This window comes from Acinetobacter sp. WCHAc010034 (genome assembly GCF_001696615.3).
Taxonomy (GTDB): domain Bacteria; phylum Pseudomonadota; class Gammaproteobacteria; order Pseudomonadales; family Moraxellaceae; genus Acinetobacter.
The window spans coordinates 2,417,204-2,434,854 of sequence record NZ_CP032279.1 but is presented as its reverse complement, the minus strand read 5'-3'; the positions used below and the strand labels follow the sequence as shown (position 1 = coordinate 2,434,854).

16 protein-coding genes are annotated in these 17,651 nt (G+C 50.0%); 10 read left to right on the top strand and 6 right to left on the bottom strand.

The features are described 5' to 3' along the window. Positions 1–97 precede the first annotated feature (97 nt). The gene (locus tag BEN74_RS13285; RefSeq protein WP_068909466.1) at positions 98–2,341 is read left to right on the top strand and encodes a TonB-dependent receptor domain-containing protein; all 2,244 of its coding nucleotides are present in this window, start codon (positions 98–100) and stop codon (positions 2,339–2,341) included. A 330-nt stretch (positions 2,342–2,671) separates the two neighbouring features. After that, entirely contained in the window at positions 2,672–5,005 is a 2,334-nt protein-coding gene (locus BEN74_RS13280) for a TonB-dependent receptor (protein WP_068909469.1), read from the top strand. Here the strand turns inward: BEN74_RS13280 and BEN74_RS19485 are convergent. Next, positions 4,948–5,334 (bottom strand): hypothetical protein, encoded by a 387-nt coding sequence (locus BEN74_RS19485; RefSeq protein WP_162898191.1) that lies wholly within the window; start codon positions 5,332–5,334, stop codon positions 4,948–4,950. The two genes, BEN74_RS13280 and BEN74_RS19485, sit on opposite strands and share 58 nt — an antisense overlap. Positions 5,335–5,532: 198 nt before the next feature. Between BEN74_RS19485 and BEN74_RS13275 the strand changes: the two genes are divergently transcribed. From BEN74_RS13275 to BEN74_RS13245, 7 genes are all read left to right on the top strand, one after another. After that, positions 5,533–7,854 carry a catecholate siderophore receptor Fiu gene (locus tag BEN74_RS13275; RefSeq protein WP_068909471.1) on the top strand — a complete coding sequence of 774 codons (2,322 nt, stop codon included), beginning with the start codon at positions 5,533–5,535 and terminating at the stop codon, positions 7,852–7,854. Positions 7,855–7,957: 103 nt separating this feature from the next. Then, positions 7,958–8,641 (top strand): Fe2+-dependent dioxygenase, encoded by a 684-nt coding sequence (locus BEN74_RS13270; RefSeq protein WP_068909474.1) that lies wholly within the window; start codon positions 7,958–7,960, stop codon positions 8,639–8,641. Beyond that, positions 8,638–9,741 (top strand): alpha-hydroxy acid oxidase, encoded by a 1,104-nt coding sequence (locus BEN74_RS13265; RefSeq protein ID WP_068909476.1) that lies wholly within the window; start codon positions 8,638–8,640, stop codon positions 9,739–9,741. The genes BEN74_RS13270 and BEN74_RS13265 overlap by 4 nt, the downstream gene beginning before the upstream one ends. Before the next feature lie 268 nt (positions 9,742–10,009). Further along, entirely contained in the window at positions 10,010–11,707 is a 1,698-nt protein-coding gene (gene leuA / locus BEN74_RS13260; RefSeq protein WP_068909477.1) for a 2-isopropylmalate synthase, read from the top strand. 101 nt (positions 11,708–11,808) lie between these two features. Beyond that, the gene (gene metX / locus BEN74_RS13255; protein ID WP_068909479.1) at positions 11,809–12,969 is read left to right on the top strand and encodes a homoserine O-succinyltransferase MetX; all 1,161 of its coding nucleotides are present in this window, start codon (positions 11,809–11,811) and stop codon (positions 12,967–12,969) included. Then, a complete protein-coding gene (gene metW / locus BEN74_RS13250; RefSeq protein WP_068909482.1) occupies positions 12,969–13,562 on the top strand; it encodes a methionine biosynthesis protein MetW in 594 nt (197 codons plus the stop codon). The genes metX and metW overlap by 1 nt, the downstream gene beginning before the upstream one ends. After that, positions 13,559–14,149: a tetratricopeptide repeat protein gene (locus BEN74_RS13245; RefSeq protein ID WP_068909484.1), complete on the top strand. Its 591-nt coding sequence runs from the start codon at positions 13,559–13,561 to the stop codon at positions 14,147–14,149. The genes metW and BEN74_RS13245 overlap by 4 nt, the downstream gene beginning before the upstream one ends. A 51-nt stretch (positions 14,150–14,200) precedes the next feature. Here the strand turns inward: BEN74_RS13245 and BEN74_RS13240 are convergent, their stop codons facing one another. After that, positions 14,201–14,542: a hypothetical protein gene (locus BEN74_RS13240; protein ID WP_068909486.1), complete on the bottom strand. Its 342-nt coding sequence runs from the start codon at positions 14,540–14,542 to the stop codon at positions 14,201–14,203. Between the two features lie 33 nt (positions 14,543–14,575). After that, complete coding sequence (locus BEN74_RS13235; protein WP_068909488.1) at positions 14,576–14,779, bottom strand: hypothetical protein; 204 nt, start codon at positions 14,777–14,779, stop codon at positions 14,576–14,578. A 121-nt stretch (positions 14,780–14,900) separates the two neighbouring features. On the opposite strand from BEN74_RS13235, the gene rdgB reads away from it, so the two are divergent. Beyond that, complete coding sequence (rdgB, locus tag BEN74_RS13230; RefSeq protein ID WP_068909490.1) at positions 14,901–15,527, top strand: RdgB/HAM1 family non-canonical purine NTP pyrophosphatase; 627 nt, start codon at positions 14,901–14,903, stop codon at positions 15,525–15,527. A 169-nt stretch (positions 15,528–15,696) separates the two neighbouring features. On the opposite strand, the gene BEN74_RS13225 is transcribed toward rdgB, so the two are convergent. The 3 genes from BEN74_RS13225 to BEN74_RS13215 all read right to left on the bottom strand — a co-directional run bounded on the left by BEN74_RS13225 (position 15,697) and on the right by BEN74_RS13215 (position 17,503). After that, a complete protein-coding gene (locus tag BEN74_RS13225; protein ID WP_068909492.1) occupies positions 15,697–15,954 on the bottom strand; it encodes a DUF2789 family protein in 258 nt (85 codons plus the stop codon). Positions 15,955–16,059: 105 nt separating this feature from the next. Continuing rightward, positions 16,060–16,320 carry a DUF2789 family protein gene (locus BEN74_RS13220; protein ID WP_068909494.1) on the bottom strand — a complete coding sequence of 87 codons (261 nt, stop codon included), beginning with the start codon at positions 16,318–16,320 and terminating at the stop codon, positions 16,060–16,062. Between the two features lie 196 nt (positions 16,321–16,516). Then, a complete protein-coding gene (locus BEN74_RS13215) occupies positions 16,517–17,503 on the bottom strand; it encodes a malate dehydrogenase (protein ID WP_068909497.1) in 987 nt (328 codons plus the stop codon). Between the last annotated feature and the right edge of the window lie 148 nt (positions 17,504–17,651).

Here is a 17,651-nt window from a genome sequence, read left to right as displayed (position 1 = left end):
TAAGTTTTATCATTACTATTTATGCAATTTTTAAATTTATTTTCATTTTCAACTGTTTACCCCTTCTTGTTTATCTCGTCCACTTTGGAATTCTTTTATGAGTAAGTTCAACCCTCATCCTTTGTACGCTGCCTTGCTTGGGGCATTTGCAGCGCCATCCCTTATCGCGAGTACGGAAACAGCTCCTAATCAGGCGCAGCAGCTTTCCACGATTGTGGTTTCAGCAGCTGGATATGAACAGAAAATTACAGATGCGCCGGCATCCATCAGCGTAATTACCGCAGAAGAATTGCAGAAAAAAGGCGTGACCAGCATTGCTGATGCTCTAACAGATGTACCTGGTGTGGATGTCCGCAATGGTCAAGGTAAAACAGGCGGATTAAACATTCAAATGCGCGGTCTCGGTCAAGATTACACATTAATCTTAATTGATGGTCAGCGTCAGAATACTTCCGGCACAATCAGCCCGAATGGTTTTGGGGAATTTTCGAGCAGCTTTTTACCGCCACTGGCCTCAATTGAGCGCATTGAAGTAATTAAAGGCCCAATGTCAACACTGTATGGCTCAGACGCTATGGGCGGCGTCATCAATATTATTACCAAAAAAGTTGGAGACAGCTGGTCAGGAAATCTTTCTGTAGACCGCACTGTACAAGAAAACCGTAATATTGGCGACAGCTGGAAAACTAGCGCTGTCGTTAATGGCCCGCTGATTCAAGATGTTCTCGGACTGCAATTGCGTGGCGATTTTTATCAGCGCGCCAACTCTGCACGCTTAGCTGCGCCGGCAAAATCTATCGAACAGAGCCGCCAGGGCCGCGACCCGCGTACAGTAGAAGCCAACAATTACTCTGTAGGAACCAAGCTCAGCTATCAAATCAATGATGCAGCCAGCGCATGGATTGATTATGACCATGCTGAACAGCGCTATGACAACTCAGATGCCCGCCTAGGTGAACTGTATGACTACAACCGCAATGGAGGCATCGCCAATATTGGCAGCTATGCGGACGAACTCAAATTCATCCGCGAACGCCTCAGCGCCGGCCTTGATGTGGACACTGCGTTAGGGCAATGGACCACGTTCGCCAGCCAAGTGACAACTGAGCAAGAAGGCCGGCGCCTGCCTATCGGAAATGCGCCCAGCATGAACTATTTTTCTGACGGCACACCTGCACGCCAACTGAAAAACACTGATCTTACAATCGACAGCCGCCTTGTCAGCACAATTCAAAATCATAAAATCACCAGCGGCTTAGAATTCAAAGATAATGAAACGATTGATGGCGCTGCCGGTCAGGGCAACAAATTCCAGCAGGATTCATGGTCAGTCTTTGCAGAAGATGAATGGAAACTGACTGAAGCATTAGCATTCTCATTCGGCGGGCGCTACGAAGACCACAGCGCATTTGGCGGCCACTTCACCCCGCGCGCCTACTTAGTATGGAATACAAACGATAATTTGACTTTAAAAGGCGGGGTCAGCACCGGCTATAAAGTGCCAACTGCAAATGACCTGCATTCAGGGATTAATGGTTTCAGCAATCAAGGGAAAAACGTTACGCTTGGAAATCCCGATTTAAAACCGGAAAAGACGACCAACTATGAACTGGGCTTTATTTTTGACAACTTGAATAATTTCTCAGTTACAGCAACTGCCTTTTATACAGAATTCACCGACCTTATCACCAGCGGTGTTACATCGTATGAAAACTGCTTATGGCAAGACCGCCCTGCGGGACAAGCCCCAGCAGCAAACTGCATGACTGTAGGCAACTTTTCAACACAGCAGAACTTTACGTTTAGCGGCAATGCGGATGAAGCAGAAAGCTACGGTGTAGAACTTTCATCAAAATATGACATTTCTCCAAGTGTGTCCCTGAAAGCTGGATATACATGGCTAGAATCAGAGATTACCAAAGGCAAGAAAAAAGGCCAGTCAATTGAAAATACGCCACGCCATGCCGCCAACTTAACAACGACTTGGGCTGTGAATGATCAATTCACAACATGGCTAGAAGCGGAATACAAATCTAAGCGGACCCGCTTTACAGACCCTCACGACAGTACAGACACTGAACGCGAAGTAGCGGTAACAGGCAATGAGCTAAAAGGCTATGAATTATTCAATCTTGGTGCATCTTACCAAGTCAACGACCAAGTTCAGCTTACTGCCCGCGTCAATAATTTGCTGAACAAAGATTTTGGCGAATATAAAACCTTTACAGCAACTAACGGCACGCCAACGAATGCATTCCTGTATACAAAAACAACGAGTTCTTCCGCTGGCACCTACATTCCAGACCGCAACTACTGGCTATCAATCTCATATAATTTTTAATTGACAAGCCGTTAGAAGAAACCCTGCTCCGGCAGGGTTTCCCTGCCGCGCTGAACTGTTGCCGCAGAAAGAACAGCTTATCCATCAAAACTTCATATTTACTGCGGCTAAAGCATTAAATTAATAATCCCAATCAAACATTAAGTTATTCTTAATTTTATCAATATATAAAAAAAACATAACCATACATAAGAAATGTTATACAGTTACATTCATATTTTCTCTTTTTATTTATTTTAAAATCGGCAATTGCAATAAAATACAGATGTAATAAAAAATAAGAATTATTATTATTCGCATACAAATTCACAACACATTCTCAGGTTTGAAATGGCCTTCATCAAAACACGCAAGAAAATTGTATCCTCTGCAATTGCTTCTTCCCTTTCAATGATTGCAGTCAATGCATTTGCTGAAGACCAAGTCACGCAGCTTAAAACCATCCATCAGGATGTTGCAGCAGAACAGCAAAGCTTAAAAGTTGATAAATCTGCAAATGCCAAGTTTGTTGCGCCGTTATTGGATACGCCAAAATCTGTGTCTGTTATTTCCAAGCAGCTGATTGAAGACACGCAAGTAACGACTTTAAGCGATGCCCTGCGTACCGTTCCCGGCATTACTCTGGGCGCCGGTGAAGGCGGCAACCCGAACGGCGACCGTCCATTTATCCGCGGCTACAACTCTGAAAGCTCAATGTATATCGATGGCGTGCGCAATGTGACATCGCAAAACCGTGAAATGTTCGCGGTGGAACAGGTTGAAGTGACCAAAGGTTCCGCTTCCGCAATGGGCGGCGCAGGAACAACCGGCGGCAGCATCAACATGATTTCCAAAGTGGCTAAAAAAGGCGACTTTTTAGAAGGCTCGGTTGGCGCAGGCACAGACAATTACCAGCGCATTACCTTGGACGGCAACAAAGATTTCGGCAACGGCATTGCTGCCCGTGTCGCTGTGCTGGGGCATAAGAATGAAAAAGCCGGCCAAGCTGATGGCGCCGAATACGCGCGCGCCGGCATTGCACCAAGCATTACTTTCGGCTTGGATACTCCAACCCGCGCAACATTAAGCTATTACTACCTGAAGTCTGACGATACACCAGATTCCGGTGTTCCATACAATAATCCTTTTTCCAAAAATGCTGACCCTACTAAAGACTTTACTCATTTAAATGGCAACGGCAAGCCGATTGATGTAAAACAGGGTGTCTATTACGGCTGGAAAGACCGCGATTTCCAAAAACAGGAAAACCAGATCGGCACAATTAAGTTAGAGCATGACTTAACTGATAATCTGACGATTTCTAATACTGCAGTTTACAACAACTCGAAAAATGATTACCTCTGGACCAACCCGGATGATTCCAAAGGCAACATCTATGACAAAACCACAGGCGCACTAACAGGAAGTGTTTGGGCTCGTGTCAACTCCCGCGTGGCTGATACCGAAACCTTTACTGACCAGCTGGCTTTAACAGGTAAATTCAACACCGGCAACTTAAAGCACAGTTTCAACTTGGGTGCGGAATATTCAGATCAGGAAACTGACCGCACGCAATACATCATTGATGGTTTAGATACTACAGGCAGTGCATCCAGCGCATGCAAGCCGGCCGATATTGCTTCAGGCTGGTGTACCTCTGTACAGAATCCAAACCGCGGGCCATGGAACGGTTCAATCAGTACAGATGGCGCTGACCAATACAATACGCAAACAAAGTCCACTTCTGTTTACTTCCTGGACAGCATTGAATTCAGCCCGCAATGGATCTTAGACTTGGGCCTGCGCTGGGATAAGTTTGATACAGAACAGACGATGACTTATGGCGCTCGCAACAGTGCAGTTTTAGGTTCAGCAACAGCTGCGCCTACTGCAAAAGCCGGCGATAAAGTAAAAGCTGAAAGTGATACAGACTTTTTCACTTATCAGGCAGGCGTCACGTTTAAACCGGCAGAAAACGGCTCAATCTATGCCAGCTATGCTACCTCAGCAAACCCAGTGGGTGTAGATGCCGGTGACGGTTCTGAAGGCATTGGCGCTGCTTACAGCAATTTAGACCCGGAAGAAAGCCGCACCTTTGAAATTGGCACCAAATGGGATCTGCTGAGCGACCGCTTGAATTTAACCGCCGCCATTTTCCGTACAGAAAAGCAAAATGCCCGCATTCAATTAACGCCAACGACTTACAGCAATATTGGTGAAAGCAAAGTGAATGGCCTTGAATTAGGCTTAAACGGCAAGATTACTGACAAATGGGGCATCTCAGCAGGCTATACCTATTTAGACAGTGAAGCGACTAAAAACGGCGTAAGCTGCCGCGGCGCAACATGCACCGATCAAACAGTTTTCAACGGCAACGCCATGCCTAACGTGCCGAAAAACAGCGCAACGCTTTGGACTACTTACCAAGTGCTTCCACAATTGCAGCTTGGCGCTGGCGCAGTAGCAATGGACAAAGTCTATGGAGATTTAGCCAATACTAAATACGTTCCGGGCTATGTCCGCTATGACGCAATGGCGCGCTACAACGTCAACAAAAATGTTGATCTGCAACTGAACGTCAACAACCTGTCTGATGAACGCTACTTCACTAAAGCCTATGCATCTCACTATGCCACTGAAGCTGAAGGCCGCAGCGCAGTATTGTCTGTAAACTTCAAATACTGAGTTCTGCGCTTAAATCCTGTATTCAATGTATAGGATTTAATCTGAAAAATAGCCTCTGGATAGAGGCTATTTTTTATCAAGGCCACGGCAAAGGTTAGAGTTTTGCATATGGATACCGCAATTTTCCATCGCCCAAATACTCTTAGCCTCAGCAGCCCTGAAGCTGAACCGTGCAGCAGGGCAGCAGAAAAGTAAAATGCAGCGCCCGCCCCTGCGCATTCCGGCGAACAGCAGCGCCAGCGCGCTTCCGGACGCCTCAAAATTATACCTTTAAGTAAAAAAACTGAATAAACAGCCATTTTCTGCTGATTTTTTAATAGTTTTTCCAAATCAATTAACTTTAATTAAACAATATTTCCTGCAATAAAAGACCAGAAATGAATAATTTCAGTATTGTTAACGATAATTATTATCAATAGAATTCGCATCAATTGTTACAAGCCATAACAATTAATCCATTGCCGCTTCATGGAGTTGTGAACATCGAAGCAGCAATTGTTCCCTCCTAACGACTTCAGGACTTCGACATGGCACAGATCAAAAGCCGCAAACACAGCAGAACAGCTTCAATTGTTGCATTGGCCGCCGCGCTGCCGCTGGCCGCCCAGGCAGCCGACACTGAGCAGCAGGCAACGCAATTACCGACAATTACTGTCAAGTCTGAAGCCGAAAATAAATATAAAGCAGACAAGGTCAGTTCAGCAAAATACACTCAGCCCTTGGCCGATACGCCGCAAACCATTTCGGTGATTAAAAAAGAATTATTAAAAGAACAAGGCGCCACCTCTTTAACCGAGGCGCTGCGCAATACCCCGGGAATTACCCTGCAATTGGGTGAAAACGGCAACACCAGCGCTGGAGATTCTTTCCAGATGCGCGGCTTTGACACGAAAAATTCAATTTACCTTGACGGCATCCGCGATATCGGCGCCATCAGCCGCGACATTTTCAATCTGGAGCAGGTTGAAGTGGTCAAAGGCCCTTCCGGCGCAGAAGCGGGCCGCGGCGGCGCGGGCGGCTACATCAATCTGGTCAGCAAGCTGCCGCATTCAGAGAGCAGCCAGGAAGTTTCCGCCACCTACAACACCGCAGAACATGCGCGCCTGACCGCAGACATCAATCAGGCGCTGTCTGCAGGAACTGCAGTCCGCTTAAACGTGATGGGCCAGGAAGGCGGTGTAGACGGCCGTGATTATGTCGAAAATAACAGCTATGCCGTCGCCCCTTCAATTGCATTCGGCCTGGACAGCGATACGCGCTTTTACCTGTATTCGCAGCATGTGCGCCAGCGCAATATTCCTGACGGCGGCATTCCGACCATCGGCATGAAAGGCTTTTATTACAACAATACCGATGCCAAGCTGACGCAGGCGCAGCGCGACATCATTAACACCGCAGTCAACGCTGCCGAACCGGTAAACCGCGAAAATTTTTACGGCAATATTAATGACCATGAAGATGTTGATGCAAACCTGTTCACGGCAAAAGTTGAAAGCGACCTGAGCAGGAATGTCAAACTGACCAATATTTCCAGATTCGGCAAAACTGAAATGGAGCGCGCGCTGACAGGCGTCAATGCATTGGTCATCAGCAATCTGGCTGCGCCTAAAGATCCGAATTCATGGTCAGTGGTGCGCACGCGTCAGGGTGTAGAGCAGGAAAATAAAATTCTGGCCAACCAAACCACGCTCAACATCAATGCAAAAACCGGCTTTGTCGAGCATGATATTGTCGCCGGCCTGGAGCTTCTGCGGGAAGAGCAGTTTAACAAGACCCTGCATATACAGGCTCCCGGACAAGCCGCCCCGGCAGTTCCATCCGCCAATCTATATGCTCCGGACCCTTATCAAGCGATGCCTGGCCTAGCGCCTACCGGGGCCTATGCAAACGGCAAAACAGATACCGCAGCCGCCTATTTATTTGACACGCTCAAATTTGGCGAACGCTTCCAGCTGAACGGCGGCGTGCGCGTTGACTATTACGATACCGAAGCGGATGCGCTCGCCATTGCAACCGATTCCGCAACTTTGGCCGTGACCAAAACCCCGAGCAACCTGGGCACGAACGGCACTTTAGTCAGCTGGAAGCTGGGCAGCGTATTCAAGCCGACCAGCGCCAGCAGCGTCTACGCGTCTTATGCAAAGTCCCTTACCCCGCCGGGCGCAGCCTTTGCCTTAAGCACGGTGGCGAATTCCGCCTCAAACGCCGCCAATGACCCTTCGGCCAAGCCGCAGGAAACCCAGCATTATGAAATCGGCACAAAGTGGACTTTCAATGAAGACAAGCTGATCTTAACCGCAGCGGCCTATCATACTGAAAATGAAAACCAGATTACCCAAGACCCAGTTACCCTGCAGTATATTCCTGAAGGAAAAACCACGGTTAAGGGCCTGGAACTGGGCGCCGTAGGCCAGATCACCCGCGCATGGAATGTATCGGCAGGCGTGGCTTTTATGGACACTGAACAGGAAAATCAGCGCACTTACAGCACCAGCAGCAAAACCTGGACCGAAAGCACTTCGGCGCGCTGGTCTCCGGACTGGTCTGCCACGCTGTGGAGCACCTACAGCGTAGCAGGATTCAGAGCAGGCTTGGGCGCGCGCTATATGGATGAGCAGAAGCGCTTCGTCAGCCCGGGTTCATCCGCAGAGGCCAACATGCCGGCTATTCCTAGCTATCTGGTTTTTGACGCGCTGCTCGGCTACACCCTGAACGACAAAGCGTCGCTGAACCTCAATATATACAACCTTGCGGATAAGGAATACATCAGCACGCTGAACAACAGCGGCGCGCGCCTCGTAATGGGCCAGCCGCGTTCCGCAGCCCTCACCTTCAACTATAAATTCTAAGCTGTTTTTTAAAAATCCCCAGCAAGGTAATGTGCTATGTTAAGCGCATTACCTTCTTTGCATTAAAGCGCGCTGCATTTTTTGTTCGCCGAGTATTTAAGCCATGATCCTGCATATTCCAGAACTCCTGACCAAACAGCAAGTCCAGTCCATCCGCCAAGCGATGGAGCAGGACAATCAATGGCTATCCGGGAAATCGACCGCAGGCGGGCAGGCGCAGCAGATTAAAAACAACCTGCAGATTGATGCCGGCAGCGAGCTGTATCAGCAGCTCAGCCAGTTTGTCTGCCAGCAGATCAAGCATGCCCCGCTGATGCAGTCATTCGCGCTGCCGAAAGAGATATTGGCGCCGATGTTCAACTGCTATCAGGACAGCGGCCACTACGGCAATCATGTGGACAACGCCATTCACTATATGGCGGGCAAAAACCAAGCCGTCAGAACCGATGTATCCATGACTATTTTCCTGTCGGAGCCGGATGAATACGCCGGCGGCGAGCTGATTATTGAAGACACCTATGGCGCGCATGAAGTCAAGCTGGATGCCGGCGATGCCGTTGTCTATCCGGCCACCAGCCTGCACCGGGTGGAGCCAGTGACGCAAGGCGCGCGCATCGCCGCCTTCACCTGGGTGCAAAGCATGGTCAAAGATGACTGGCAGCGCTCCATGCTGTTTAACCTGGATATGACTATTATTAATTTGCGCCAGAAATTAGGCGATTGCGAAGAAACGGTGAATTTAACCAGCCATTACCATAACCTGCTGCGCCAGTGGGCCGAGCTATGAGCCAGAACTTCCCGCTGCCGCCGCTGGCCCAGATCCCGCCCCACCTGCAAACCATCGCCGATTATGAGCAGCAGGCGCGGAAGCACCTGCCCGATATGGTCTGGCAATACCTGCAGGGCGGGTCTATGGATGAAATCAGCGTGCGCAGCAATCTGGCGCAGTTTGCGCACATTCAGCTGCTGCCGCGCATGCTGAAAGACCTGACGCACGGCAGCACTGAATGCGAAATTTTCGGGCAGAAATTCCCGCACCCGATCTTTCTGGCGCCGATTGGCCACCAGCAGCAGTTCCATCCTGAAGCCGAAGCGGCTTCGGCGCTGGCGGCCGAAGTGCTGGGCAGCAATATGATTTTGAGCACCTTCAGCAATACCGACATGCGCGCGCTGAAGCGGGAAAACCCTTACAAATGGTTCCAGCTGTACTGGCAAGGCGGGCGTGAAAAATCCTTAGCCTTGGTGAAGCTGGCCGAACAGCAGAACTTTAAAGCCATCGTGATTACCGTGGATTCCCCGCATACCGGCATCCGCGACCGCGAACGCCGGGTATTTTTCCAGCTGCCGGCCGGCATGCAGCACCCGCATACCCCCGCGCATATTCCGCTGCCCGAGCTTAAGGCCGGCGATCATCCGGTCTTCAACGGCCTGATGAAAATTGCGCCAACCTGGGACGACATCGCCTGGATTGCGCAGCAAACTTCCCTGCCCGTGATCCTGAAAGGCGTGCTGCATCCGCTGGATGCCCGGCTGGCCATTCAGCACGGCGTGCGGGGCTTGATTGTTTCCAATCACGGCGGCCGGGTTCTGGACACCGGCATTCCCCCGCTGACTGCGCTGCAGCTGATCAGGAAAGCCGTGCCGGCGGATTTTCCGCTGCTGTATGACGGCGGCGTCCGGCGCGGTTCCGATGTCTTTAAAGCCATCGCCCTTGGCGCATCCGCGGTTCTGATCGGCCGCCCGTATATTTACGGCCTGGCCTGCGCAGGCGCTTTAGGGGTGGCGCATGTGGTTAAAATCCTGAAAGAAGAATTTGAGATAACCATGGCATTAATGGGAACTGCTGCGCTGAATGACATCACAGAAGAATATATTTTTCAAAAATAGGCAAATTGCAGGAAAAGATTTTCCCCAATCAAAAAGCCGGCGCAAAAATAGGAAAATATTTCCGGAATAAGTGCATTAAGATTCAGTTATAGATTTGCAAGACCTGCGGTACAGCCAGGCATCTAAAATCCATCAAGGTTTTTAATGCTTTAGACTAAGGCCTCCGGATAGATGCTTGTAAATTGATACAATAGACACAATCTATATCAGCAGCGCGCTTGCCTTTATCCAAGACCCGAGCAGGCAGCGCTGCACAAGGAGTTCCCTCATGATGTTGGCTGATCCAAGCAAAAAATACCGCCGCATGTACCAGCGCGTCGACTTACCTGACCGCCAGTGGCCAAATAACGAAATTACCCAAGCGCCAATCTGGATGAGCACCGACCTTCGTGACGGCAACCAGGCGATTTTTGAGCCGATGAACATGGAGCAGAAATTCAAGATGTTCCAGATGCTGGTGAAAATCGGCTTCAAGCATATTGAAATCGGCTTCCCTTCCGCATCGCAGATTGACTTTGACTTCACCCGCAAATTGATTGAAGAAAATCATATCCCGGATGACGTCTATATTGAAGTTCTGGTGCAGGCGCGCGACCACTTGATTCAGCGCACCTTTGAGTCTTTGCAGGGCGCGAAGCGCGCTATCGTGCACATCTACAACTCAAATTCACCGACTTTCCGCCAAAAAGTCTTGAATGTGGATATCGCCGGCGCAAAGCAACTGGCCATCAATGCGGCTGAAAAAGTCAAAGAATACGCAGCCAAAAGCCCTGAAACTGAATGGATCTTCCAGTACAGCCCGGAATGCTTCACCGCAACCGAACTGGAAGTGGCGAAAGATGTCTGCGACGCGGTGACTGAAATCTGGGAAGCCTCTCCGGAAAACAAAGTCATTTTGAACTTGCCTGCCACAGTCGAAGTTTCGGGCCCGAATGTATATGCCGACCAGATTGAATGGATGCACCGCAACATTGCGCGCCGTGACGGCGTGATTATTTCCGTGCACTGCCACAATGACCGCGGCTGCGGCATCGCGGCTTCTGAATTGGCGATCATGGCCGGCGCTGACCGCGTGGAAGGCTGCGTCTTCGGCAACGGCGAGCGCACCGGCAACGTGGATGTAGCGGCCATCGCCTTGAATATGTACACTCAGGGCGTTGCGCCAAATCTGGACTTCTCCAACATTAACGAAATTATCGCCACCGTTGAAGAATGCACAGGCTTGCCGGTGCACCCGCGCCATCCTTATGCCGGCGACCTGGTGTTCACCGCATTCTCCGGCTCGCATCAGGATGCGATCAAAAAAGGCTTTGAGTTCCAGAAAAATCAGGAAATCTGGGACATGCCGTACTTGCCGATTGACCCGAAAGACTTGGGCCGCGACTATGACGCCGTGATCCGCGTCAATTCGCAGTCCGGCAAAGGCGGAATTACCTATTTGCTGGAATCCAACTACAACGTTGTACTGCCGCGCCGCCTGCAGATTGAATTTTCCCAAGTGGTGCAGCAGCGCACCGATGAGCAAGGCACTGAAATTTCCGCGCAGGAAATCTGGAAACTGTTCAAGGAAACCTATGTAGCCGCCAAAGATGCGCACTATTCAGCGCAGAATTACCGCCTTTCCGATGAAAACGGCAATCAGGTGATTGAGCTGGATATTCAAGTCAACGGCGAAATCCAGCGTTTGCGCGGCGAAGGCAACGGCCCGATTTCCGCCATCCTGAATGCCCTGCAGCTGCCGATTGATGTCCTGAACTATGAAGAGCGCGGCATCAGTTCCGGCGCGCATGCCAAAGCATTGGCGCTGATTGAGCTGCAGGTCAAAGGCACAGGCAAATCCGCATTCGGCGCCGGCGTGCATGACAACATTGTGACCTCTTCAATTGAGGCGATTATTGCCAGCACCAACCGCCTGATTGAGCAGGGCGTGCTCAGCACCGAGCAGGTGATTGCAGCCGCAGTATAAGAATTAGCAATAATTCATAGCATGAAAATGACTTTAGAAGGATACCCACAAGTGGTATCCTTTTATTTATTGATCCCAAAGAGTTAAGGCGAATATTTCCTGTGTCTTTTCCAGCTGATTCAGTGGGCTTAGCTGCCCCGCAAAAGTTTTCTTTTGAAGAGCCGCTAGCGCTCGAATGCGACCGGATCCTTCCGCGCTTTGAACTCATGGTGGAAACTTACGGCGAGCTGAATGCCGATAAGTCGAATGCCATCCTGATCTGCCATGCCCTCTCCGGACATCATCACGCAGCTGGCTACCATCATCAGGATGACAAGAAACCCGGCTGGTGGGACGCCTGCATAGGCCCGGGCAAGGCGATTGACACCTCTAAATTCTTTGTGGTTTCCCTGAATAATATCGGCGGCTGCAGCGGTTCAACCGGCCCGACATCGCCCAACCCTGAAAATGACAACCGCCCCTACGGTCCGGATTTCCCGCTGGTCACCGTGCGCGACTGGGTCAAAACCCAAGCCATGCTGTCTGACCGCATGGGCATTGCGCAGTGGTATGCGGTGATCGGCGGCTCTTTGGGCGGCATGCAGGCGCTGCAGTGGTCGGTGGATTATCCTGATCGCCTGCAGAAATGCGTGATTATCGCCAGCGCGCCGAAACTCTCGGCGCAGAATATCGCCTTCAACGAAGTAGCGCGCCAGTCAATCCTGTCCGATCCGGACTTCCACAATGGGCGCTATCTGGAAAATGACAGCTATCCGAAGCGCGGGCTGATTCTGGCGCGCATGGTCGGCCACATCACCTACCTGTCCGAAGAAGCCATGAAGCAGAAATTCGGCCGCGACCTGAAATCCGGCAAGTTCATGTACGGCTTTGATGTGGAATTTCAGGTCGAAAGCTACCTGCGCTATCAGGGCGAGCAGTTCAGCCGGAATTTTGACGCCAATACCTATTTGATTATGACCAAAGCTTTGGACTACTTTGACCCGTCTCGCGAGTATGAGCTGTCATTGAAAAAAGCGATGGAAAATACAAAATGCCAGTTCTTGGTGGTTTCATTTACCACCGACTGGCGCTTCAGCCCGCAGCGCTCTCAGGAGATTGTCGACGCCCTGATCAGCAGCCATAAGCCGGTCAGCTATCTGGACATTGACGCGGAACAGGGGCATGATTCGTTCCTCTTCCCTATTCCTTTATATGTCAAAACATTACGCGCATTTTTAGGCGGCGAAGAGCACCTGAAAGCGACATCTGCGGAGGCTGTGTAATGCGTATCGATCATCAGCTAGCTGAAACATGGATTAAGCCGGATTCCAAGGTGCTGGACTTAGGCTGCGGCGACGGCGAACTGCTGGCGCATATGAGCAAAAAGCACAATATCCGCGCCTACGGCTTGGAAATTGATCAGGAAAAGATTGCAATTGCGGTCAGCCGCGGGTTAAATATTATTCAGCAGGACTTGAATTTGGGTTTAAGCCGTTTCGCCGACCAGTCTTTTGACTATGTGGTGATGGCGCAAGCGCTGCAGGCGGTAGACGCGCCCGATGCCCTACTGCGCGACATGGTGCGCGTAGGCAAGCAGGCGATTATTACATTTCCGAACTTTGCGCATTGGAAGACCCGCTCTTTCCTGGCCTTAAAGGGAATGATGCCTGTTTCAGAAGCTTTGCCGTATATGTGGTATAACACTCCAAATATTCATTTATGTACTTTCCGCGACTTCGAAGCGCTGTGCGCAGAGAACAGCATCCGTATCATTAACCGGCTTGCCGTGAATGGGGATCAGCAAGGCAGTTTACTCAGTAAACATATCCCGAATCTGTTTGGTGAAGTCGCAATTTATCGAGTGAGCGCTCTATGAAAAAACTATTATTAAGCACGACGCTGCTTGCCGGGCTTTTCAGCATTCAGACCCATGCAGACTATGTTGCTCCGGCGCCTTCTGTTGCAAGCCAGGCAGCGCAGTATTCCGTCATGGATATCAACAGCCTGGCCAAGGCCGCCAAAGCCGGACAGGCCGGCGCGCAATTCTACCTTGGGACAAAATACCAGTACGGCAAAGATGTCGGCAAGGACGAACGCCAGGCCTTTGCATGGTTTAAAGCCGCTGCCGATCAGGGCCTTTCCGCAGCGCAGCTGAACGTGGGCCGCATGCTGGCTGACGGCATTGGCACCAAAAAAGATGTTGTGCTGGCACGCCAGTATTTTGAGAAAGCGGCCAGCCGCGGCGACAACCGCGCCAGCTTTAACCTGGCGATGATGGAAGAGCAGAAGAAAAACTATGTCGGCGCATACCAGTGGTATGAGCTGTCAACCCGTGACGGCATGCTCGACAATAAAGTGATTACCCTGTCTGAAGGCAAGAAAACCGCTTTGGCCGCCAACCTGACGCAAGACCAGATCCGCCAGGCGCGTGACCGCGCTGACCAGTGGATTCAGGCGCAGTAATTTGCGCCAAACTGAAACAAGCGCCGCAAGGCGCTTTTTTATTGCCGAAGTTTAAGTTTCAGCCGCATTGCTCAGCCTGATTGAAAGCTCACCGCAGCCCTGCCATTTCTGCAGCGGAAAAATCTGCCGGGTTTTCAGCGCATTCTCCAGACTGTTCCAGTCAATGTCATACTGCCCAGCTGCTCCGCTGAGCTGAAACAATGTCAAGGCATCTGGAAATTCAGCTGTATTGCTTGCTTTTCTTTGCAAATACAGGAAACTGCGGCCATGAGTCTGACTTGCATTCAGCTCAAGCGCTGACTTAATCTGGGCGTGCTCCAGCCTGAAATGGCTGCAATATTTGACCAGGCCCGCCTGTGCCGGGTGGCTGATCAAGGCTTCATTTTGCGCCATCTGCTCCTGAGAAAATACCGCCTGATATTGCTTCTATTTAGACAGCTTAAAATAATGGACTAAGCGCGACTCCTGCTGCCAGCCCGCATCGCTGAGAAAAAAGCCGAAATCAAAGCATTCTGAAAAATGCTGCGCCAGAAAATCCGCCAGCTCTTGATAGCCATCATCAATCTTCCGGTTAAATGTTGAAACAATGAAATATTTATAATCAAAATCCTGTTCTATTTTCACACGCATGCACAGCAGCCTTACGGTTCTAAATAATGCTCAGCTATGCCATTAAAGCACAACTTATCCAGCCTAACTTAGCGCTAAATCAGCTAAAATAAGCCAACTTTTTCCATTTAGGGCGATCAACATGTCTTCAGCAGATTGGCTATCCCAAGGCACACTGGTTCTTGCCAGCAACAACAAAGGCAAAATTGCTGAATTTGAAAAAATGTTTGCAGAGCTGAACCTTCCTGTAGACGTGGTTCCGCAGGGCCAGCTGAATATTGAAGATGCGGTTGAAGACGGCCTGAGCTTTGTTGAAAACGCCATCCTTAAAGCCCGCCATGCGGCGAAGATTTCCGGCAAGCCTGCGATTGCCGATGATTCAGGGATCTGCGTGCCGCTGCTGGGCGGCGCGCCGGGCATTTACTCTGCGCGCTTTGCCGGCGAGCATGGCAATGACGCCGCCAATAATGAAAAACTGCTGCAGAAGCTGAAACCGCTGCGCAAAGCCGGCGAAGCGGTTGAGGGCATGTTTGTCTGCGTGCTGGCGCTGGTGCAGCATGCGGATGACCCGCTGCCGCAGATTTTCCAAGGCATTTGGACCGGTGAAATTCTGGAAGCGGCGCGCGGTGAAAATGGCTTTGGCTACGACCCGCTGTTCTGGCTGCCTGAACTGAATGCATCCAGCGCAGAGCTGTCAAAAGCTGAAAAGAATGAAATCAGCCACCGCGGCCAGGCCATGCGCCTGTTTAAGGCCAGCCTGGCGCAGTAATCCCTGCATGCCAGCTGCGGCTTAATGCGGGGGATCATCCCCCGCTTGGCGGCCTTGCAGTAAAAGTATTCTGAAAGCCGCAGCGCCTCTTCACTTTAAGCTGATTAACTTTGATCCAATTCGTTTAGGCCAGCTTTAATCGGCATTAAGTAAGGCTTAGGCTGCAGATTCAGGCCGGCTGCAGCCTATAGGCATCCATATGCAGCTGCTGATTCAGTTCGTCAATCCAAATGGCCCAGTCATCATCCTGCACTAAATGGCTGATCAGGAAATCGCGCTGCGCCTTGTTCCAGAACGGCGCATCATGCAGGTTCTGACTAGCGGAAAGCTGATGCGTGCGCACATACAGCTCAATGGCGGCCGGACTGTTGGCTAACCCCAGTTGTGAAAACAGCAACGCTAAGGATGGTTTATTCTGATTGAGCATCACGCCCTCCTTATCAACTAATCTGTCATTTATTATTAAATTAACTTATAAGATATTGCTAAAAAAACCTAGCGGCAAAACTAGGTTTGTTGTTTCAATTTGTGTTCACAAATCGCACGATCCGGAAAGCTGATTTTCCATATGCAGCTGCTCATTTAAGATATCTATCACCATTGCCCATTCATCATCATTTTTCCAATGGCTGATAATGAAGTCATGCTGCGCCTGCGACCAGAATGCGGCTTTGTGCAAAGGAATATCCATGGTCAATTGGTGTGTTTCTATGAACCGGTCGATTGCGCCTACGCCCGCGTCGAGGCCCAGCTGTTCAAATAAAAGCTCTAATGTCGGCTGCTGGTCAAACATGGAATTCTCCTCAAGCCTTTAGTCTTCCCTTTAAATTAGCCCGAAGCGTATGAAAAGTCAGCTGTCCCTGCATCACAGCATGTTATTTTTTGTTCAGCTTCAGCTTGGGCAGCGGCAGGCTGCAAATGAAAAATTCAGGCATAAAAAAGCGCCCCAAATATGGGGCGCTTTTTCAACTTAATCTGAAAAGACTAAATTATTTAACCATGTCAGCAATCGCTGCGCGTTCTTCTTCCAACTCGTTCAGCGTGAAGTTGATGCGCTCACGGCTGAATTCGTCGATTTCAAGGCCTTGAACGATTTTGTATTCGCCGTTTTCAGTTGTTACAGGGAAACCGAACATCACGCCTTCAGGAATGCCGTAAGAGCCGTCAGAAGGGATACCCATTGTTACCCATTTGCCGTTGGTGCCAAGCGCCCAGTCGCGCATGTGGTCAATGGCAGCGTTTGCAGCAGACGCAGCTGAAGACAGGCCGCGCGCTTCAATGATCGCAGCGCCGCGCTTGCCAACGGTAGGAAGGAACACATCTTTGTTCCAAGCCGCATCGTTGATTTTGTCTTTCAAGCTTTCGCCGTTTACTGTTGCAAAACGGTAGTCAGCATACATCGTTGGAGAGTGGTTGCCCCAAACAGTCATAGTTTCGATGTCAGAAACTGCAACACCGGCTTTTTGAGCAAGCTGAGTCAACGCGCGGTTGTGGTCAAGACGCAGCATTGCTGTGAAGTTTTTCGCTGGAAGGTCTGGAGCAGATTTCATAGCGATGTAAGCGTTAGTGTTTGCAGGGTTGCCTACAACAAGCACTTTAACGTCACGGCTAGCAACTTCGTTCAGCGCTTGGCCTTGGCCAATGAAGATTTCGCCGTTCACTTTCAGCAAGTCAGCACGTTCCATGCCAGGGCCGCGCGGACGTGAACCAACCAATAACGCATAGTCAGCATCTTTGAATGCAACTTTAGGATCATCAGTACCAACCATGCCTGCCAACAATGGGAAAGCGCAGTCGTCCAATTCCATCATTACGCCTTTAAGCGCAGCTTGAGCTTTCTCAAAAGGAACTTCTAACAATTGCAAAATAACCGGCTGATCTTTGCCTAACATCTCTCCGCTTGCGATGCGGAATAATAAGCTATAACCAATTTGACCAGCAGCGCCTGTAACGGCAACACGAACGGGTTGCTTCATGTAATTATCTCCAATTGAGGATATTCAATGCGATTAAATAGTTAGTCCATTTAATCTAATAATAAACGCCCAAGATTGTACTCCAATACTTTGGCGGATGCATGTAAAAGGGAATGCTTTTCAACAAAAGTATGATAGGAAATATAAA

What these genes read in the sequence shown, in the direction of transcription:
- BEN74_RS13285 (WP_068909466.1), top strand. Translation starts at nt 98, where the DNA reads ATGAGTAAGTTCAACCCTCATCCTTTGTACGCTGCCTTGCTTGGGGCA.
- BEN74_RS13280 (WP_068909469.1), top strand. Translation starts at nt 2,672, where the DNA reads ATGGCCTTCATCAAAACACGCAAGAAAATTGTATCCTCTGCAATTGCT.
- BEN74_RS13275 (WP_068909471.1), top strand. Translation starts at nt 5,533, where the DNA reads ATGGCACAGATCAAAAGCCGCAAACACAGCAGAACAGCTTCAATTGTT.
- BEN74_RS13270 (WP_068909474.1), top strand. Translation starts at nt 7,958, where the DNA reads ATGATCCTGCATATTCCAGAACTCCTGACCAAACAGCAAGTCCAGTCC.
- BEN74_RS13265 (WP_068909476.1), top strand. Translation starts at nt 8,638, where the DNA reads ATGAGCCAGAACTTCCCGCTGCCGCCGCTGGCCCAGATCCCGCCCCAC.
- leuA (WP_068909477.1), top strand. Translation starts at nt 10,010, where the DNA reads ATGATGTTGGCTGATCCAAGCAAAAAATACCGCCGCATGTACCAGCGC.
- metW (WP_068909482.1), top strand. Translation starts at nt 12,969, where the DNA reads ATGCGTATCGATCATCAGCTAGCTGAAACATGGATTAAGCCGGATTCC.
- BEN74_RS13245 (WP_068909484.1), top strand. Translation starts at nt 13,559, where the DNA reads ATGAAAAAACTATTATTAAGCACGACGCTGCTTGCCGGGCTTTTCAGC.
- BEN74_RS13240 (WP_068909486.1), bottom strand. Translation starts at nt 14,542, where the DNA reads ATGGCGCAAAATGAAGCCTTGATCAGCCACCCGGCACAGGCGGGCCTG.
- BEN74_RS13235 (WP_068909488.1), bottom strand. Translation starts at nt 14,779, where the DNA reads ATGCGTGTGAAAATAGAACAGGATTTTGATTATAAATATTTCATTGTT.
- rdgB (WP_068909490.1), top strand. Translation starts at nt 14,901, where the DNA reads ATGTCTTCAGCAGATTGGCTATCCCAAGGCACACTGGTTCTTGCCAGC.
- BEN74_RS13225 (WP_068909492.1), bottom strand. Translation starts at nt 15,954, where the DNA reads ATGCTCAATCAGAATAAACCATCCTTAGCGTTGCTGTTTTCACAACTG.
- BEN74_RS13220 (WP_068909494.1), bottom strand. Translation starts at nt 16,320, where the DNA reads ATGTTTGACCAGCAGCCGACATTAGAGCTTTTATTTGAACAGCTGGGC.
- BEN74_RS13215 (WP_068909497.1), bottom strand. Translation starts at nt 17,503, where the DNA reads ATGAAGCAACCCGTTCGTGTTGCCGTTACAGGCGCTGCTGGTCAAATT.